The sequence below is a fragment of the Novosphingobium sp. BL-S-19 genome (assembly GCF_055521675.1).
Genome location: NZ_CM145498.1, coordinates 2615084 through 2634047 on the forward strand (window position 1 = coordinate 2615084; position 18964 = coordinate 2634047).

Consider the following 18964-nt stretch of genomic DNA (forward strand, 5'->3'; position numbering starts at 1 on the left):
TCATTTTAGCGGCAATGCCTGCGATCAGACGCGCATCGGCATCAGCACGTAGAGCGCGGGGCTCTTTTCGTCCTGACGGATCAGCGTCGGCGCGCCGGCGTCGGCAAGGTGCAGTTCCACTGTGTCACCGTCGATCTGGCCAAGGATGTCCTTGAGATAGTTGGCATTGAAGCCGATCTCGAAACCATCCGAGGAATAGTCCGCCGGCACTTCTTCGGCCGCCGTGCCGTTGTCCGGCGAGGTGACCGAAAGCGTCACGCGGTCCTGCTCCAGCGCCATCTTCACGGCACGGGTCTTTTCGGTGGCGATGGTCGCAACGCGGTCCACGCCTTCGAAGAAGCTCTTGGGATCGACCTTCAGCAGCTTGTCGTTCCCGGTGGGGATGACGCGCGTGTAGTCAGGGAACGTGCCGTCGATCAGCTTGCTGGTCAGCACCACGCCGTGCTCACCGCCCAGCGTGAAGCGGATCTTGCTGGCAGAAAGGTCGACCAGCACGTTGGTGTCCAGCGCCTCTTCCAGCAGCTTGCGCAGTTCGGCCACGCACTTGCGCGGCACGATCACGTCCGGCATCCCCTGCGCGCCCTCGGGGCGAGCAAGGGTGAAGCGGGCGAGGCGGTGGCCGTCCGTGGCGGCGGCCTTCAGCTCGTCATCGGTGACGTGCAGGAAGATGCCGTTGAGGTAGTAGCGGGTTTCCTCGGTCGAAATCGCGAAGCGCGTGCGATCGATCAGCTGACCCAGCGTTGCCGCCGAGATTTCGAAGCTGGTCGGCAGTTCGCCCTCGGCAATCACCGGGAAATCGTCACGCGGCAGCGTCGGCAGCTGGAAGCGGCTGCGCCCGGCCTTGACGACCATGCGGTTGTCCGAGGCGTCGAGGCTGACCTGGCTGCCATCGGGCAGCTTGCGCGCGATGTCGAACAGCAGGTGCGCAGACACGGTGATCGCGCCGGCCTGCTCTACCGAGACCGCACCGAGGGTCTCGACCACTTGCAGGTCAAGGTCGGTCGCCATGATACGCAGGGAGCCGGTGCCCGAAGCCTCGATCAGCACGTTCGAGAGAATGGGAATGGTGTTGCGCCGCTCAACAACGGACTGCACGTGGCTGAGGCAGCGCAGGAGCGTGGAACGTTCGATGGTGGCCTTCATGTCAGCCTCAGGTCCCCCTTGGTCGGGCTTGGGACGCCCGGTTGACACGGACAATCCCGAATTTCAGGACGAATATCTCTAGCGAACGTAAGGCTTGCGGCAAGCGAGTAATGGCCCACTCAAGGCGAAACTGGGGATAAATCGGGGGGTTCTGCCGCGTTTTGGACGGTTACGGCACGTCTTGCCGCAGGATTGGGGCCAGACGGCACCTTCCCCTTGCCCTAAACGTTAGCGCAGAGCATGCTGCACTGCACCCCCAATAGCCCCGAAATCGTGGGAGCCTAACGACTTGTCTCTAGGTTTGCGCATCGAACGCAAGGATGAAAGCGGCGAAATCAAGCCCATCACCTTGCCCGAATGGAAGGATGCCGTTGGCGGTATCGAAGGGGTTCGCCTTGCCGAAGGCGATGCCAATGCCCTCAACCCCGTCACCCGCGAATGGGTGGTGATGCCGAACCGCGGTGGCGATGTCGAAGTATGGCGCGATGGCTATGACGGATGGCTGCGCGCGCTGTGGTGGTCGCCCAACGGCACCGTCAGCTTCAGCGCGCCGGATCCGGAGCCGGACGGGCACTCGATTCTTGCGGTTGCGCGGGACATTGCCGGAAAGCTGGGTGCCAGGATCGTCGATGCCGACGGCACCGTTCAAGGCTGAGGCGGAAGGACTTTTCCAAGACAGATCGACTGCGGCCGATCCGCATAGTGGCCATAGGGCGCGACTTCGGCGTAGCCATGGCGCCTGTAGAATGCGACGGCACGTTCGTTCACGCGGCGTGTCGAGAGCCACGCCTGCCGATAGCCGTCAGCCACCGCGGCCGTTTCAAGGTGGGCGAGAAGCGGCCCGCCGCAGCCTTGCTCTGCATACATGCGCTTGATTTCCGCCACGTCGTCTTCAAGCGGCCGGTAAGCGCCGCAGCCAATCACCGCGCCCTCCCCGTCCCGCGCGACTACGAATAGCGCGCGAGGCAGGAGAACGTCCGCCGGATCGAACGAAGACGTACCACCGTCGCCGGTGATGGCGGCGAGCGCCCCGGAAAGGCGCGCCATCACCGCAGCAGCATCGGGATCGCGCGGATCGCAGGGCTCCACCCTCACCATCCGCGCCAAACCCGACACCACCTCAGATCATCACCATGCCGCCGTTGACGTGGATCGTCTGGCCGGTGACGTAGCCCGCTTCCTTCGAGGCCAGGAACACGGCGGCAGAGGCAATGTCCTCGCCCTCACCCATGCGACCCATCGGGATGCGGCCGTTGAGCGCGTCCTTCTGCGCGTCGGGCAGAACGTCGGTCATCGCGGTGCGGATGAAGCCCGGCGCGATGCAGTTCACGGTGACATTGCGGCTGGCGAGTTCCTGCGCGAGGCTCTTCGACATAGCGGTGATGCCGCCCTTCGCCGCGCAGTAGTTCATCTGGCCGGGGTTGCCGGTGGTGCCGACGACCGAGGTGACGTTGATGATGCGGCCGAAGCGGGCCTTCATCATCGGCTTGGTCACGGCGCGCATCAGGCGGAAGGTCGATTCGAGGTTGATCTTGATGACCTGATCCCACTCCTCGTCCTTCATGCGCATGGCAAGGTTGTCGCGGGTGATGCCGGCGTTGTTGATCAGGATGTCGATCTTGCCCAGCGATTCGAGCGCGGCGGGAACCAGCTTCTCGACCTGCTCGGGGTCACCCAGGTTGCAGGCGATGGCGACATGGTCGACGTCCTGCACATGCTGCGGGGTGTGCTCGTCCAGCTCATCGCGGAAGGCGCGCAGCTTGTCCGCGTTCGAGCCCGAGATCGCAAGGCGCGCACCCTGCGCGGCCAGCGCGCGGGCGACGGCGGAACCGATGCCGCCCGAGGCGCCGGTAACAAGGGCGGTCATTCCGTTGAGGTTGAACATCTGGGTCACTCCGTGATGGCTTTAGTTGTAACGGGTTCGCGCAAAGGCGCAAAGGCGCGAAGGCCTCAGCGATCGGATCGATGGTTGTTCACCAACCGCCGAATTCCTTCCTTCATCGTTTCACCCGAGAAATTGAGCAGCAGCCCTAGGGGCTGATCGAGCAAACGCAAGTAGGTGAGAACCTGCTTGGCATGGGCGCGGCTGAGATTTTCCACCGACTTGATTTCGATGACGAGACTGTTCTCGATCAGTAGATCCACCCTGAAAGCCGCTGGAAAATGCATATCGTCGAAACGGATATCGACCGGCTTCTGCCGGTCAACCTTGTATCCCCGGCGCTCCAGTTCAGCCCCGAGGACAGTTTCGTACACGCTTTCCAGCAAGCCTGGACCAAGGCCGCGATGTATTCGAACGGCAGCATCAACGACATCTGCGCTGATCGCATCGACATCAACCAAGGCCGCCCCCTTTGCGCCTTCGCGCCTTTGCGCGAACTCTTAAAGGCCCTTCGCCAGTTCCTCGATCTCAGCCATGGTCACGGCGGAGATCACTTCCACCTCACCGGCCGAACGCTTGATCATCGGGCCGAGTACCTTGCCGCCGAGTTCGACGAACGTCTCGACGCCCGCCTCGCGCATGGCGATCGCGCTTTCGCGCCAGCGGACACGGCCGGTGACCTGTTCGACCAGCAGGCGCTGGACTTCGGCGGGATCGGTGACGACCGAGGCGGTGACATTGGCGAACAGCGGCACATGCAGGCTGCCCGGAGGGGTCTTGGCCAGCGCCTCCGCCATGGCATCGGCAGCGGGCTGCATCAGCGGGCAGTGGAATGGGGCCGACACCGGCAGCAGCACGCCGCGCTTGATGCCGTGGTCCTTAACGAGAGCGATGGCGCGCTCGATGGCTTCCTTGTGGCCGGAGATCACGACCTGCGTGGGGTCGTTGTCGTTGGCGACGGTGCAGACCTGGCCTTCGGCAGCGGCTTCAGCCAGCGCGGTGGCCTTTTCGATGTCGGCGCCCAGCAGTGCGGCCATGGCGCCAAGGCCGACCGGAACGGCCGCTTGCATCGACTGGCCGCGCAGCTTCAGCAGGCGCGCAGTGTCGGCAAGGCTGAAGGCACCGGCGGCGCAGAGCGCGGTATATTCGCCCAGCGAGTGGCCGGCAACGAAGTCCGCCTTGTCGGCGAGCGTGATGCCGCCTTCCTTCTCCAGCACGCGCAGGACGGCGATGGCATTGGCCATGATCGCCGGCTGGGCGTTCTCGGTCAGGGTCAGTTCCTCTTCGGGGCCCTGCGTCATTACGCGGAAGAGGTTCTGGCCGAGCGCCTCGTCCACTTCCTGGAAGACTTCACGCGCGACGGCGCTGGCTTCGGCGAGTTCGGCGCCCATGCCGACTTTCTGGCTGCCCTGTCCCGGAAATACGAATGCACGCATCTTGGCGGCTCCTTCTGTCCGGCGGGCTTGCAATTGCGCCCTGCCGGTTTGTGAATCTCTATATGTGGCGCGGCGCGTTATTGACCTTAGGGCCGCTCGGCAAGCCCGAACGGGACGATCCGGTTCATCGCGTCATGCCCGATATCGGCATTGCCGAGGTAGGCAATCGAGTGATGCGCACACCAATGGCGGGCGATTTCCTCCGCCTCGACGCCGAACGGACGGTCGTTTTCCGGCACATCGCTGACTCTGCCGAGTCGCAGGCCGGCCACGCCGCCGAGGTGCGCGGTGAGGTGGAAAAACAGCCGGTCCACCGCATAGAGATACTCCGATACCTCCTCCACCAGCACGACATGTTTGGCCAGCCCCGGCATCAGCGGGGTGCCGCAGAGCATCGCCAGCGTCATCAGGTTGAAGGCCACGCGCGGATGATCGTCGCCGGTGGGCTCCACGCCCGAGGCATCGCCGGTCAGCCACCGCAATGCGCGGCGCACCGCCTCCGCCCCACCTTCCCGGCGAATATCGGCCAGCATCGGTCCGTGGACGGGCTTGCCGATGCGCGCGCGGTAGAGCCCGCCCAGCAGATAGCCCGCGTCGGAATAGCCCAGAAAAGTCTTCGCCTGCGCATCGTGCGTGAACTTGCCGATGGCCGCTTCCGCCACCCGGCATGCGCCATAACCGCCGCGCGCGAACCACACTGCGTCCATCGAGGGATCGTTGGCGCACTCCACCAGCGCCGCGATCCGCCGCGCGTCGCTGCCGGCGAAATGGCCTTCCACTTCGAAGCACTGATCGTGAATCACAATCTCCACATCGGGGAACTCAGTAGCCGCCAGAGCGACGACGGCCTCCGCATCCTCGCGGGTGATCGGGGTGGACGGTGCACAAACTGCGATACGGGTCATGGCTCCTTCCTATCGAGGTTGTCAGGACGAACAAGGCCGCATACCGAAGCGTCATGACTTCCGATCACGATCTCACTTCACACCCCTGGTTCTTCTGCGGCATCGGCGGATCGGGCATGTTGCCGCTTGCACTGATCCTTCGGGGCCACGGCGCGCAGGTCGCGGGATCGGACCGTAGCCGCGATCAGGGCCGCACCCCGGAAAAGTTCGCCTGGCTGGAAAGCCTTGGTTTCGAACTGCACCCGCAGGATGGCAACGGCATCACCGGCGCTGAGCAGACGCTGGTCGCCTCGGCCGCCGTGGAAGACACGGTGCCGGAAGTGGTCCGCGCGAAGGAATTCGGCTGCCCGCGCATGAGCCGTGCGCAGCTTCTGGCCACTCTGTTCAATGCGGCGCCCTTCGGCGTGGCCATCGGTGGCACATCGGGCAAGTCAACCGTCACCGGCATGACCGGCTGGATCATGACCCACGCAGGCCGTGATCCCACGATCATGAACGGCGCGGTGATGAAGAACTTCGCCAGCCCCGACGCCCCTTTCGCCAGCGCCCGCGTGGGTCAGGGCGAGGTGTTCGTGTCGGAAGTGGACGAGAGCGACGGCTCTATCGCGCTCTATCGCCCGAAAGTCGCGGTGCTGGGCAACGTCAGCCTCGACCACAAGAGCCTTGAGGAATTGCGCCAGCTTTTCGGCGATTTCCTTGCCCGCGCGGACACCTCCGCGATCAATCTCGACGATGCGGAAACCGCTGCCCTCGCCCCGCATGCCAAGGCACTGGTGACGTTCGGCATTGCATCGCCGGACGCGCAGATCGGTGCGAGCGATGTGGTCGAAGGGCCGACTTCGCTGACCGCCACTGTGCTGGATCGCCGCGATGGAACTTCGCATGCGCTGGCGCTGAAAGTGCCGGGTCGTCACAACCTCTACAACGCGCTCGCTGCCATAGCCGCGGCCAATGCCGCCGGGGTTTCGGTGGCGGAGGCGGTTGAGGCGCTGGGCAGCTTCGTGGGGCTCGCACGCCGGTTCGACATCGTCGGCACCTCGCCCTCCGGCGTGACGGTGATCGACGATTTCGGCCATAATCCGGACAAGGTTTCGGCCACGCTGGCGACGCTCAAGGCCCATGCCGGCCGCGTGATCGCGTTCTTCCAGCCGCATGGTTACGGCCCGCTCAAACAGATGGGGCATGAACTGGCCGAAGTGCTCGCCACCAAGCTGGGGCCGGACGATGTGACGATCCTGTGCGATCCGGTCTACTTCGGCGGCACGGTTGACCGCTCCGAAGGCAGCGAGCGCATCGTGCGCCTGATCGAAGCGGACGGCGGAAAGGCCGAATATGTGCCCTCCCGCGAAGACTGCGCCAGCCGCATCGTGGAAATCGCCAAGCCCGGAGACCGCGTGGTCGTGATGGGCGCACGCGACGATACGCTGACGGTTTTCGCGAAAGACCTGCTCGCGCGCGTGCCCTGATTGGAAAGTCCGGGGCGCGATCAGTGCGCCCCGGCTTCGTCCTTCCCGCCGCGCATGTGGGCGATCACGTGCACGGCAACGGCAATCACCGCGCCCAGCACCAGGCCGACCACCGCCGAAGCCAGAGCGTAGCCCAGCCAGCCCAGCACGCCCCCGAGAGGGCCGCCGAGCACGGCCAGCCAATGTTCGATGCCGTGCGCCAGATGCGCCGGAGCGGGAACGCCCAATTGCTCGAGTCCGTGCAGGATGATCCCGCCGCCGACCCAGAGCATCGCCAAAGTGCCGACAGAGGCCAGCACCGTCAGCACCTTGGGCATGCCGTTGACGAGCATGCGGCCGAAAGCCTGCGTGCCCTTCCCATCCTTCTTGGCGAGATGCAGGCCGATATCGTCCATCTTCACGATCAGCGCGACCGCGCCGTAGACGCCGGCGGTGATCAGGATGCCCACCAGCGCCAGCGCCACCGCGCGCGTGATCAGCGAACTGTCGGCCACTTCCGAAAGCGCGATCGCCATGATCTCGGCGGAAAGAATGAGGTCGGTACGGATCGCGCCGGAAACGCGAACCTGTTCGAACGTCACCGCGTCATGCACCGGCTGCTCAAGCGTTTCGCCGTGCTTGGCGCCGCCGAATTTCTCGATGACCTTCTCCGCCCCCTCGAACGCGAGATAAGCCCCGCCGATCATCAGGATCGGCGTGATGAGCCACGGCAGGAAGGCGCTGAGCAGCAGCGCGATGGGCAGCAGGATGAACAGCTTGTTGCGCAGCGACCCCTTGGTGATCTTCCAGATGATCGGCAGTTCGCGCTCGGGCGTGAAGTCGGTGACATAACCCGGCGTCACCGCCGCATCGTCGATAACCACGCCGGCCGCCTTGCTGCCGGCCTTGGCGACCCCCAGCCCCACATCGTCCAGCGAAGCGGCAGCGGCGCGGGCGATCACCGCCACGTCATCGAGAAGAGCAACGAGGCCGGAAGCCATCGGAAGAAAAATCCCTCATCATTGAAACACAGACCGCTGCCATGCGGGCGAATTTTTCGCCGATCAAGCAAATCCCGCAAAATCCTTGATTGCAAAGGGACTTGAGCAAGGTCTTGCAACCGGCTCTCCGCGACTTTTCCGCTTTCCTCGCACCCCTGCCCTTAACGGCTTCGGGCGCCAACCGTTCTCTGGACTGTCCGGAGGGAGCCTCCCACGGCACCTTCCAACTTCTTGATACTGGGGAATAATCATGTCGGTCATCAACACGAACATCAGCGCCATCCGCGCGTCCAACGCCTCCATCGCCGCCAACAAGACGCTGAGCACCGCGATGGAACGCCTCTCCACCGGCAAGCGCATCAATTCCGCCAAGGACGATGCCGCCGGCCTTGCCATCTCCACCTCGATGAGCTCGCAGATCCGCGGCATGAGCCAGGGCATCCGCAATGCCAACGACGGCATCTCGCTGGCCCAGACCGCCGACGGCGCGCTGGACGAAGTGGCCAACATGCTGCAGCGGGTTCGCGAACTGGCGATCCAGTCGGCATCGGGCACCTATCAGGACACCGACCGCGACGCGATGCAGCAGGAAGTGACCGCGCTGACCGACCAGATCGGCGACATCCTGACCACCACCACATTCAACGGCAACACGCTGTTCTCCACCACCTCGGGCTCGGACGTCACGTTCGACATCCAGACCGGATCGAACTCCGGCGAGAAGGTCACCCTCACCTCGGTCGCCATCGACGGCACCCACCTGGGCACGGCACTGGACGTTTCGGACAGCACCGCCGCCTCGGCCACGCTGGACCATGTTGACGCTGCGCTGAAGTCCGTGAACGCCAACCGCGCCTCGCTCGGCGCCGGGCAGAACCGGCTGGAATCGGCGATCAACAACCTGACCAGCAACGTGACCAACCTGTCCGACGCCCGCTCGCGGATCGAGGATGCCGACTATTCGGTGGAAACCACGTCGCTGGCCAAGGCTCAGATCCTCAGCCAGGCCTCCACCGCGATGATCGCACAGGCCAATCAGGCCCAGCAGGATGTGCTTTCGCTTCTGCGCTGATCAGTTCCCCAGCGAAACCCCTGCGGTTTCGACAAGACCCAGCGGGCAGCGATGTCCGCCGGGTTCGTTTTGTTCGGTGGCCGCCGCGTCGTGGCCTTACTCATCGCCCCCACCCTTCGTCATTGCGAGCGCAGCGAAGCAATCCAGGGCGGTTCAGCGCCACTCTGGATTGCTTCGCTGCGCTCGCAATGACGAAGGAGGCTAGGAAAGTGCCCTGCCGGCTGGCCTCAGAACTCGACGTCGAGTTCCTCGATATCCTCCGGCTCCGCCTTGGCAGCCACCAGCCATTCGGCCATCGGCGCCCAGGCCGCAACGGCGTCGCAGTAGGCGCGCAGGCGGTCGTCCATCGGCACCGCATAGCTCAGGAAACGGCGCGTGACCGGGGCATACATGGCATCGGCCACGGTCGGCTTCTTGCCGAACAGGAACGGGCCGCGATAGGTGTCGAGGCACTCGTTCCAGATCGCTTCCACCCGCTCGATATCCGGCCGCGCGCCGGAGAAGATCGGGAAGCTTTCGTGCTCCACCTTCAGGTTCATCGGCAGCGCAGAGCGCAAGTTGGTGAAGCCCGAATGAATTTCGCCCGAGACCGACCGACAATGCGCCCGCGCGATCGGATCGGCCGGCAACATCCCGGCATCGGGGAACTTCTCGTTGAGATATTCGGCAATCGCCAGCGTATCCCACACACTCGCCCCTTCATGGTCGAGGCGGGGCACCAGCACCGATGGAGTGAGCAGCAAGAGTTCGGCCCGGTTGGCCGCATCGTTGACGACAGTCTTCTCCTCAACCTCCAGCCCGGCCAGACGGCACAGCAGCCAGCCGCGCAGCGACCAGGCCGAATACGTCTTGCTGGAAATCGTCAGCCTCGCCCCGGCGGAACCCTTAACGCCCGACTCGCTCACTGCTGTCTCCGCCTAAGTGTGCTTTTGCTTGCATCAGCTTATGATGCAGCGCAGCATGAATCCAGCGCCGATTGCACGCCAGAGCGAATCGCGCACGTACTGCCCACAGGGAACAGACCGCGCATGCTCTATCAGGCGTATCAGACGTATTCGGACTTGCTCGAACTGCCGCGCTGGGCCGCCCGAAATGCCGTTTCCCTGCGTGACGATTACCTCGGCGGCGCCCATGAAATGCCCTGGATGCGGCGGTTTTTCGCGCTCGCGGAGACGTTCGAGAAGGCGACGATCACCCACCAGCGCCCGTCCTACGGCATTACCTCCGTCATGAGCGGCAATCGTGAGGTTGCGGTGCGTGAGGAAGTCGTGGTGGACCTACCTTTCGGCAACCTGCTGCACTTCGCCAAGCATGATGTTGCAGTGCCGCAGCCCAAGATGCTGGTCGTCGCCCCGCTCTCCGGACACTACTCCACGCTGCTACGCGATACCGTGTTCACACTGCTGCGCGATCACGACGTCTACATCACCGATTGGAAGAACGCCCGCGACATCCCCGTGAGCAAGGGGCAGTTCGGGTTCGACGACTTCGTCGATTACGTGATCCACTTCCTGCAGGAACTGGGCGATCCGGTCGAACGCCGGGGCGCGCATGTGCTCGCCGTCTGCCAGCCCTGCGTTCCGGTGCTGGCTGCCGTGGCACTGATGGCGCAGGACGACGATCCCTGCCAGCCGCGCTCCATGACGCTGATGGGCGGCCCGATCGACACGCGCGAAAGCCCCACCAGCGTCAACGAACTCGCGACCGAGCATCCTTTCAGCTGGTTCGAGGATACGATGATCCAGGAGGTGCCCTGGCGCCACAAGGGCGCGGGGCGCAAGGTCTACCCCGGCTTCATCCAGCTTACCGCCTTCATGTCGATGAACATGGGCCGCCACTTCGGCCAATTCCGCAAACTCTATCAGGCTCTGGCAGACGACCGGCAGGCCGATGTCGAAAAGATCGAGACGTTCTACGAAGAATACCTCGCCGTGCTGGACCTGACGGCCGAGTTCTATCTGGAAACCATCGACAAGGTATTCCAGCGCGCGCTGCTGGCCAAGGGCGAACTCGAACACCGCGGCCGCAAGGTGGACTGCGGCGCCATCCGCAAGACCGCATTGCTTACCGTAGAGGGCGAGCGGGACGATATCTGCGCGGTAGGCCAGACAGCGGCGGCGCATTTCCTCTGTTCCAGCCTGCGCCCACACCTGAAGCGGCACCACCTGCAGCCGGGCGTCGGCCACTATGGCCTGTTCGCGGGATCGCGCTGGGAAACGCAGGTCTATCCGCAAGTCCGCAATCTGGTGCTGGCGGTCAGCTAAGCCTATCCTTCCGGGAACTCCTCGTGCCCTAGGTTGGGCCAGAGGAAATTGGTGCAGGTCATCATCACGCTGAAATCCAGCGAGCGTACCTGATGCCACCAGCCGATCGGGATGTAGAGCATGTCCCCCGGGTCCAGCGTCACGTCATAGCTTGCCACCTGCTTCGCCAGCGGATGGGCATCCAGACGCGCGGGATCGTCAAGGTCGTGCACCGCGCTGAAGACATGCCGGTGGTTATAGAGCAGCCGCGTCTGCGAAGGCGGCACAAGACGCACCTGCTTACGACCGGTGATCTGGATCAGCAGGTTGTTGGTCAGGTCGAAATGCAACGGCGTGAACGTGCCTTCCGGCCCCACCCATAGCATCCCCGGCTCCGGCGTCAGATACTCCGAAATCGGCGTCACGTCCGCCATCAGGGGTGCGAAGGCGGTCGCGTTGGTGCCGCTGTTGTAGGCGGTGATATAGGCATCGTTGCCCTGCCCTTGCCCGATCATCGCCAGGAAGGCGTCGAACGCCATGCTGCGCTTGTGGCGATCCTTGGCGAGTTCGAAATCGGCGGCGCCGTTGCGCCCACCCTGATATTCGACCTCTGCCGAACCCACCGCCCCAGCCAGATAGTCGGGCGTCCACTTCGCCAGCGCGGGCCACTGGTCGATGGCGCCTTCGATCACCACCGGGCGACCGGGCGCGTAGAAATGATCGAGGAAAGCGTGCCCCGGCAAGTCGCGGCATCGCATCAGCGCACTGGCGTTCACGGAAAGTCTCCTCTGCCGTTCCTGTACCTGCATGATCCAGTCCCGCCGCGCGGCCGCGATGGAATCGGATACCTCGGCCGCAGCGTTCGCCACCCCGGCGCGCGGGCCACCCGTATAGGGCCGCGCCGCGTCGAGGCCGCCCAGACCGATGGCCTTCAGCGCCGCATCGAGCCTGTCGTTTCCCCCTGCCATCCGAAGTCTCCTGCCGGCCCATACCGTCCCGATTAAAAGCGCTGTCAACTTGCAGGCCACTATTGCGCGCGAATGGCAATGGCCTACACATTCGCGCCGTCAGAATTGGGGGAAATTCAAGTGTATCTGGGGAAAGTCTCGCGGGCCGTGCTGGCCTGCGCCATCGTCTCTGCCGTTTCGGCGCCGGCTTGCGCGGGGGAGGCGATTCTCTACCAGCCCGCCCCGGCATGGGTGAAGATCGCGGCCCTGCCCGCCACGACTGCCGACGCGCCGCCGTTTACCGTGTTCGATGCGCAGGAAAAAGTCGAAGGCGGGCAGCTCTGGCGCTATTCGGATACTGCCGTGCGCATCGGTTCGGCGGAGATGCTGGCACAGTTCTCCACCGTGGGCGCGCAGTGGTCGCCCGATCAGGGTGACCTTATCATCCACGAAATCTCCATCATCCGCGATGGCGAGACGATCGACCTGATCAAGAACGGCATGAAACTGGACGTGCTGCGGCGCGAGGAACTGCTGGAACAGCGCCAGCTCAACGGCGTGCTCAGCGCCACCGCCGCGATCCAGGGCCTGCGCGTGGGCGACATGTTCCGCCTGCGCTATTCGATCACCCAACGCGACAAGGTACTGGGCGACCGCGTGCAGAGCACGATCGGCCTGCCCACCCGCCCGCTTCGCATGGGCACGGGCCGCCTGCGCGCGATCTGGCCAGTGGCGGAGAACGCCAAGTGGCAGATCCTCGCGAAAGACTTCGCCGCCACCCCCGTGCGGCATGGCGATACGATGGAGCTGGAAGTCGCGCTGCCGCTCGCCAAGCAGCCCGAGATGCCGAACGATGCGCCTGCCCGTTTTCGCCCGCTGCCGATGTTCGAACTCACCACATTCCGCGACTGGGCCGACGTCTCGCGCACGTTCGCGCCGCTCTATGCCGCCAAGGGCCTGATCGCGGACGGCAGCCCGCTCGCCGCCGAGGCGGACAAGATCGCCGCGACATCCACCGAACCGCTCATCCGCACGCAGGCCGCGCTGCAACTGGTTCAGGACAAGGTGCGCTATCTGGCGGTGCAGATGAACGGCGGCAACTATACGCCGCAGAAGCCGGACGAAACCTGGCAGCTGCGCTATGGCGACTGCAAGGCCAAGACCCTGCTGCTGCTCGCCCTGCTGGACCGTCTGGGCATCGAGGCGGAGGCCGTGACGGCCAGCGCCACCGGCGGCGCCTATGACCTGCCGCGCCGCCTCCCCAGCGCCGCCGTGTTCGATCACGTGTTGGTCCGCGCCAAAGTGGGCGGGCAAAGCCTCTGGCTGGACGGCACCGGGATCGGATCACGGATCGAGGACATCCATGACACGCCGGACTTCGGCTATGTCCTGCCCTTGCGCAGTGCCGGGGCCGAGCCCGAACTGATCGAGACCCACGCCAACGCCCGCCCGACCATGGAGCTGGATGTCGATTATGACGAGAGCACCAGCCTGGATCTGCCCACCGTGGTCACCGCCAAGGTCACGCTGCGCGGGCCGCAGGCGCTGAGCCTTGGCCTCGCCGTGAACTCACTCGATGCCGAACAGCGCGACGAAATGGTGCGCGGCCAACTCGGCAGCATTCTGGGCGAAGGCCAGTTCACCGACCTTTCGCTGGAAGCTTCCCCCGACACCGCCACTACCGTGCTGAAGGGGCGCGGTATCATGACCACCGAGTGGAAGCGGCGCGACCGGCAGATGAAGCGCGGCGTGGAGGGCATGCTCAGCAGCTTTACCTTTGCGCCCGACCGCGCCCGCGCCGAATGGCGTGAAATTCCGGTGGCAACTCCTCAGCCGGTGAGCATGGTTTATCACTTGCGGGTCAAGCTGCCCGATGGCGGCGTCGGTTATACGATGGAGGGCGCCGGCGATATCGATGCGACGGCGGGCGGATCGCACTTTACCAGCCATGCCGCCATTGCCGACGGCGTCTTCACCTATACCGAACGCAAGGAAGGCACCGGCCGCGAGGTTCCGGCCGATCGTATCGCGGCGGACCGGGCCCAGCTTGCCAAGGCACAGACGCAAGTGCCGCAGCTCGTCGCGCCGGCCAATGCAACGCGGCGCTGGCAACTGGGATCCGCCGCGAAGGGATCGACCCAGCTTGCCGCCATCGAAAGCGTGTTCGGCAAATCCATGGCCGCGAAGGAGCCGGAAGCCCTTCCCTGGGTCGCCCGCGCCAGCCTGCGGCAGGGCACCGGCGACTACAAGGGCGCGCGCGAGGACCTGACCCGCGCGATCGCGCTCTCCGCCGATGCCGCTTCCTACCTCGATCGCGCTTCTGTCAATCGCGCGCTGGGCGACCTGCCTGCCGCCATGGCCGATGCGCGCAAGGCGCAGGAACTCGATCCATCGGACAATGCCGCGGCCGAACTGGTGGCAACGCTGCTGGCGCAAGACGGCAAGGCGGCCGAAGCGCGTGAACTGCTGGACGAGAAGATCGCCCTGGGCGGCGAGCAGAAGCGCGGCTGGGAAATGTCGAAGGTGGAAAAGCTGGGCCTCTACGCCGATGCCACCGAAGCGCTGACGATGCTGGACACGATGATGACCCAGCGCCCGCAAAGCCCCGAGCTGCTCAACCTGGCCTGCTGGATCAAGGGTATGCGCGGCATCGACGTGGAAGGCGCAGTGCGGCAATGTTCCAGCGCCGTGGAACTCGCCGCCAGCCCGGTAGGCCCGCTGGACAGCCGCGCCGTCGTATGGTTCCGGCTTGGCCGCTACGACGATGCGCTCAAGGACCTCGACGCGGTGATCCTTGAGGCACCCACACAGGCGGAAAGCCGCTACATGCGCGGCATCGTCCTGGCCCACCTTGGCCGCGCGGCGGAAAGCAAGACGGAAATTGCGGTCGCCCGCAGGCTGGATCCCGGCGTGGACGCGCTATACACGAAGCTGGGGATCAAGCCCTGAGCGGGAGCGGCGTCTGATGGCGCCGCGCCCGAAGCGCTTCACCCCGAATCCGCTTGCATTCCCCCGCCGATCCGCATAAGGGCGCGCCTTCCGTCTCCACCCATGTGAGGCGGAAAGGACGAAAGCCGGAGGGGCCCCGCAATCCCGCGGACAAGCCAGCGATCGGTTAGATTAGAGAAAAGGAAGCTGCCGTGGCTCTTTATGAGCACGTGTTCCTGGCGCGCCAGGACCTCAGCCAGGCGCAAGTCGATGCGCTTGCCGCCACCGCTACCGAGATCGTCGAGTCGAACCAGGGCAAGGTCACCAAGACCGAGACCTGGGGCCTCAAGAACCTCGCGTACAAGATCAAGCGCAACCGCAAGGCGCACTTCGTGATGCTGAACATCGAAGCTTCGGGCGACGTCGTCGCCGAGCTCGAGCGTCAGACCCAGATCAACGAAGACATCATCCGTTACGTGACCATCCGCGTCGACGAGCACGAAGCTGGTCCGTCGGTCATGATGCGCAAGACCGACCGCGAGCGTACTCGCCGTCGCGAACGTGAAGGGAACTAATTTCCATGGCACGCGCATTCTTCCGCCGCCGCAAGTCCTGCCCGTTCTCGGGCAAGAACGCTCCGGCTATCGACTATAAGGACGTTCGTCTGCTCCAGGGCTTCATGTCCGAGCGTGGCAAGATCGTTCCCAGCCGCATCACCGCGGTTTCCGCAAAGAAGCAGCGTGAGCTGAGCCAGGCGATCAAGCGCGCCCGGCACATCGGCCTCCTGCCCTTCATCGTCAAGTAAGGGGGACGAACCTCATGGATATCATCCTCCTCGAGCGCATCGAAAAGCTGGGCGCCATTGGTGACGTCGTTTCCGTCAAGGACGGTTACGCACGCAACTACCTGCTGCCCAACAAGAAGGCGCTGCGCGCCAACGAAAAGAACAAGAAGGTCTTCGAAGCCAACCGCGCGAAGATCGAATCGGACAACGCTGAGCGTCGTTCGGCTGCCGAAGCTCACTCGGGCAACGTCGAAGGCAAGCAGGTCGTCCTGATCCGCGCTTCGTCGAACTCGGGCCAGCTGTACGGTTCGGTTTCGGTGCGCGACATCGTCGACGCCCTGAACGCCGAAGGCGCCGAAGTGACCAAGCAGATGATCGTTCTCGAACGCCCGATCAAGACGATCGGCGTGTTCGACGTTCGCGTCAGCCTGCACCCCGAAGTCGCCGTCACCGTCAAGGTGAACGTCGCTCGCTCGCCCGACGAAGCCGATCTGCAGTCGCAGGGCGTCGACGTCATGGCCGCGATGTTCGAACAGGACGTCTCGGGCTTCACCGAAGCTTACGACCCGAACGCCGAACCCGGCGAAATCGCGGTTGAAGAAGCTGCCGTGGAGAGCGAAGAGGAAGCCTGAGCTTCCCCTTCCGCTTGACCACTGTTTCGAAAGGCCCTCGCTCCCTCGCGGAGCGGGGGCTTTTCTCTTATCTGCGGACGAGATGATGACCGAAACACCCATCGACCTGCGCGCCGATTATGCCGCCGACGCGGAACTACGCGAAGCGCTGCTGGCACTGAACAATGCCCACGCGGTCGAACTCTCGCTGGCCGACGAAGCACGGATGGACATGCTGGTGGAGCGAGCCTTCGTGGCGGCGCGGATCGGCACGCTTGATGCTGCATTGATCGCCTTCGATCAGGACGCGGATTACGACAGCGCCAACTTCCAGTGGTTCCGCGAACGCTATCCGCGTTTCGTCTACGTGGACCGCGTGGTCACCGCGCCCGAGGCGCGCGGGCGCGGGCTTGCCCGCACGCTCTACGCCTATCTGTTCGAACAGGCCCGCGCCGCCGGCCACGAACGCGTAGTCTGCGAGGTCAATTCCGATCCGCCGAACCCGGCCAGCGAGGCATTCCACCTGGCCCTGGGCTTCGAACCCGTCGGCGAAGCACTGTTGGGGAACGGGAAGACCGTGACCTACCTCGCCCACACACTTCGCCGGTGACTATTGCACTGCAACACGAATCGCGTAAGTGTGGGAGATGGAAACGATAGAAAGCACGATCGCGGAACTGGTCCGCGTCTATGAAACCGCCGTCACCACTCTGAAGGCCGACATTGCCGCCTTTGTAGAGAACGGCACCCTCCCCCCCCATGATCGCCGCGAAACGCGAAGCTGGTGCTATCCGGAACTGCGGATCACCTATAGCGGCGTGGAGCGCGGTTCGTTCTATAGCCGCTCGTTCGGGCGGCTGAACGATGCGGGGACTTACGTCACCACGATTACCCGCCCCCGCCTTTTCGCGGATTACCTGCAAGAGCAGCTCGGCCTTCTTCACGAAGATTACGAGATCGCGATCGAGGTCGCCCCGTCCACGCAGGAGATCCCGTTCCCCTACGTGCTGGACGGCATCGGCATGGGCAGCGTCACTCCGCAGGAACTGGCCGCACATTTCCCGACCACCGAACTCGCGATGATCGGGGACGAGATTGCCGACGGCATCTTCACTCAGCCGCAGGACGAACCCGTGCCGCTGGCGTTGTTCGATGGCCTACGCACCGATTTCAGCCTGGCGCGCCTGCAGCACTACACCGGCACCAGCGTGGAGCACTGCCAGCGCTTCATCCTCTTCACCAACTACCACCGCTATGTGGACGAGTTCGTGGACTGGGCCGGCCAGCAGATCGGCACCGATGGCTACACCGCGCTTTCGGGCGCCGGCGGCCTCTACCTCGATGCGCCGGTCGACAATGCGCGCGAGCGTCTGTCGGACACCGCATGGCGCCGCCACCAGATGCCGGCCTATCACCTGATCCGGCCGGACAAGTCCGGCATCACGCTGGTCAACATCGGCGTCGGCCCGTCCAATGCCAAGACCATCACCGATCACCTCGCCGTGATCCGCCCCGAGGTCTGGCTGATGATCGGCCACTGCGGCGGCCTGCGCGAAGGGCAGCGCATCGGCGACTACGTGCTCGCCCATGCCTATCTGCGTGACGATCACGTGCTTGACCACGTATTGCCGCCCGAGATCCCGCTGCCGGCGATCGCCGAAGTGCAGCAGGCCCTTGCCAGCGCCGCGGAAACGGTCAGCGGCGAAGGCGGGGCAAACCTGAAGAAGCGCATGCGCACCGGCACCATCGTCACCACCGACGATCGCAACTGGGAACTGCGCTACACCGAATCCGCGCACCGCTTCAGCCTCAGCCGCGCGATCGGCATCGACATGGAGAGCGCCACGATCAGCGCCCAGGGCTATCGCTTCCGCGTACCCTACGGCACCCTGCTCTGCGTTTCGGACAAGCCGATCCATGGCGAGTTGAAGCTGCCCGGCCAGGCGAACCGGTTCTATGAGGAAGCGATCGCCAGCCACCTGAAGATCGGCCTCCAGGCCTGCGACCTGCTGCGCGCCGAAGGTGAGCGCTTGCACAGCCGCAAGCTACGCGCCTTCAACGAACCGCCGTTCCGCTGATCGACGGCGGCAGCAAGCCGCCATCCCGATGAACGCCAGAAGCCGCCGCCTTCCAAAATGAAGGCGGCGGCTTTTTACTGCGCATTTCACAAGCCTCATTCGCGCATCGACACGCTCGCTGCGCCCGTTCTGAAAGGCCCATCGGCCCCAACACGCCCGCCACGCAATGAATACCGCGATGCAGCGCACGCAGGCGGCATCAAATTATAAAGCGAACGCCATTAGGGACATTTTCGAGCTTGATTACGCCACGCGCAACAGCTATTTCCTAGAATTGAAGCCGCTGAAAAATAGCTGAAATGATGTTTCAATTGAATTTCTTGTTGTAGCTGTAAATTTTCATATACTTCTCTCATCATGAAATAGTTGTGGCGATTCTACAACTCCCCTAAATTCAATCGAACATTACTATTAATCCTGCATGACAACCGCAGAACTCCCCCGCACACCGGCGGCCTGATTTCGACGCGCACACCCTCTCCCGCGTCG

Annotated in this window: 19 protein-coding genes; 10 read left to right on the forward strand and 9 right to left on the reverse strand. The window is 64.2% G+C overall.

The annotated features are described in order from the left end of the window. Positions 1-24 precede the first annotated feature (24 nt). Positions 25-1143, reverse strand: a complete 1119-nt coding sequence (gene dnaN / locus ACZ1JV_RS20490; RefSeq protein ID WP_465135574.1) for a DNA polymerase III subunit beta — start codon at positions 1141-1143, stop codon at positions 25-27. A gap of 289 nt (positions 1144-1432) precedes the next feature. Between dnaN and ACZ1JV_RS20495 the strand changes: the two genes are divergently transcribed. Beyond that, positions 1433-1798, forward strand: a complete 366-nt coding sequence (locus ACZ1JV_RS20495) for a hypothetical protein (RefSeq protein WP_465150287.1) — start codon at positions 1433-1435, stop codon at positions 1796-1798. Here ACZ1JV_RS20495 and ACZ1JV_RS20500 read toward each other — a convergent pair. The 5 genes from ACZ1JV_RS20500 to ACZ1JV_RS20520 form a co-directional block, all read right to left on the reverse strand. Beyond that, positions 1789-2259: a GNAT family N-acetyltransferase gene (locus ACZ1JV_RS20500; protein WP_465150288.1), complete on the reverse strand. Its 471-nt coding sequence runs from the start codon at positions 2257-2259 to the stop codon at positions 1789-1791. The genes ACZ1JV_RS20495 and ACZ1JV_RS20500 overlap by 10 nt on opposite strands. Before the next feature lie 4 nt (positions 2260-2263). After that, positions 2264-3028, reverse strand: coding sequence for a 3-oxoacyl-[acyl-carrier-protein] reductase (fabG, locus tag ACZ1JV_RS20505; protein ID WP_465135577.1), 765 nt, complete (start codon positions 3026-3028; stop codon positions 2264-2266). Positions 3029-3093: 65 nt separating this feature from the next. After that, entirely contained in the window at positions 3094-3486 is a 393-nt protein-coding gene (locus tag ACZ1JV_RS20510) for a GxxExxY protein (RefSeq protein WP_465135578.1), read from the reverse strand. Between the two features lie 39 nt (positions 3487-3525). Further along, positions 3526-4461 carry an ACP S-malonyltransferase gene (gene fabD / locus ACZ1JV_RS20515; RefSeq protein WP_465150289.1) on the reverse strand — a complete coding sequence of 312 codons (936 nt, stop codon included), beginning with the start codon at positions 4459-4461 and terminating at the stop codon, positions 3526-3528. Between the two features lie 86 nt (positions 4462-4547). Next, entirely contained in the window at positions 4548-5366 is an 819-nt protein-coding gene (locus ACZ1JV_RS20520) for an LD-carboxypeptidase (protein ID WP_465150290.1), read from the reverse strand. 53 nt (positions 5367-5419) lie between these two features. Between ACZ1JV_RS20520 and ACZ1JV_RS20525 the strand changes: the two genes are divergently transcribed. Next, on the forward strand, positions 5420-6832 hold the full coding sequence (locus tag ACZ1JV_RS20525; RefSeq protein ID WP_465150291.1) for a glutamate ligase domain-containing protein: 1413 nt from the start codon (positions 5420-5422) through the stop codon (positions 6830-6832). Positions 6833-6852: 20 nt separating this feature from the next. Here ACZ1JV_RS20525 and ACZ1JV_RS20530 read toward each other — a convergent pair whose 3' ends face one another. Then, complete coding sequence (locus ACZ1JV_RS20530) at positions 6853-7812, reverse strand: DUF808 domain-containing protein (protein ID WP_465150292.1); 960 nt, start codon at positions 7810-7812, stop codon at positions 6853-6855. 250 nt (positions 7813-8062) lie between these two features. On the opposite strand from ACZ1JV_RS20530, the gene ACZ1JV_RS20535 reads away from it, so the two are divergent. Beyond that, complete coding sequence (locus ACZ1JV_RS20535; RefSeq protein WP_465150293.1) at positions 8063-8884, forward strand: flagellin N-terminal helical domain-containing protein; 822 nt, start codon at positions 8063-8065, stop codon at positions 8882-8884. A gap of 227 nt (positions 8885-9111) precedes the next feature. Here the strand turns inward: ACZ1JV_RS20535 and ACZ1JV_RS20540 are convergent, their stop codons facing one another. Beyond that, entirely contained in the window at positions 9112-9789 is a 678-nt protein-coding gene (locus ACZ1JV_RS20540; RefSeq protein ID WP_465150294.1) for a glutathione S-transferase, read from the reverse strand. Positions 9790-9912: 123 nt separating this feature from the next. On the opposite strand from ACZ1JV_RS20540, the gene ACZ1JV_RS20545 reads away from it, so the two are divergent. Continuing rightward, complete coding sequence (locus ACZ1JV_RS20545; protein ID WP_465135585.1) at positions 9913-11148, forward strand: polyhydroxyalkanoate depolymerase; 1236 nt, start codon at positions 9913-9915, stop codon at positions 11146-11148. Between the two features lie 2 nt (positions 11149-11150). Here ACZ1JV_RS20545 and ACZ1JV_RS20550 read toward each other — a convergent pair whose 3' ends face one another. Continuing rightward, positions 11151-12095 carry a cupin-like domain-containing protein gene (locus tag ACZ1JV_RS20550; protein ID WP_465150295.1) on the reverse strand — a complete coding sequence of 315 codons (945 nt, stop codon included), beginning with the start codon at positions 12093-12095 and terminating at the stop codon, positions 11151-11153. Positions 12096-12215: 120 nt separating this feature from the next. Between ACZ1JV_RS20550 and ACZ1JV_RS20555 the strand changes: the two genes are divergently transcribed. The 6 genes from ACZ1JV_RS20555 (at position 12216) to ACZ1JV_RS20580 (ending at position 18475) form a co-directional block, all read left to right on the forward strand. Further along, a complete protein-coding gene (locus ACZ1JV_RS20555; protein WP_465150296.1) occupies positions 12216-15023 on the forward strand; it encodes a DUF3857 domain-containing protein in 2808 nt (935 codons plus the stop codon). A 191-nt stretch (positions 15024-15214) separates the two neighbouring features. Beyond that, positions 15215-15577, forward strand: coding sequence for a 30S ribosomal protein S6 (gene rpsF / locus ACZ1JV_RS20560; RefSeq protein WP_465135588.1), 363 nt, complete (start codon positions 15215-15217; stop codon positions 15575-15577). A 5-nt stretch (positions 15578-15582) separates the two neighbouring features. Next, positions 15583-15807 (forward strand): 30S ribosomal protein S18, encoded by a 225-nt coding sequence (gene rpsR / locus ACZ1JV_RS20565; protein ID WP_086490477.1) that lies wholly within the window; start codon positions 15583-15585, stop codon positions 15805-15807. Positions 15808-15821: 14 nt separating this feature from the next. Further along, the gene (rplI, locus tag ACZ1JV_RS20570; protein WP_465135589.1) at positions 15822-16418 is read left to right on the forward strand and encodes a 50S ribosomal protein L9; all 597 of its coding nucleotides are present in this window, start codon (positions 15822-15824) and stop codon (positions 16416-16418) included. 85 nt (positions 16419-16503) lie between these two features. After that, positions 16504-17007, forward strand: a complete 504-nt coding sequence (locus tag ACZ1JV_RS20575) for a GNAT family N-acetyltransferase (protein WP_465150297.1) — start codon at positions 16504-16506, stop codon at positions 17005-17007. A 37-nt stretch (positions 17008-17044) separates the two neighbouring features. Then, positions 17045-18475 carry an AMP nucleosidase gene (locus tag ACZ1JV_RS20580; protein WP_465150298.1) on the forward strand — a complete coding sequence of 477 codons (1431 nt, stop codon included), beginning with the start codon at positions 17045-17047 and terminating at the stop codon, positions 18473-18475. Positions 18476-18964 lie beyond the last annotated feature (489 nt).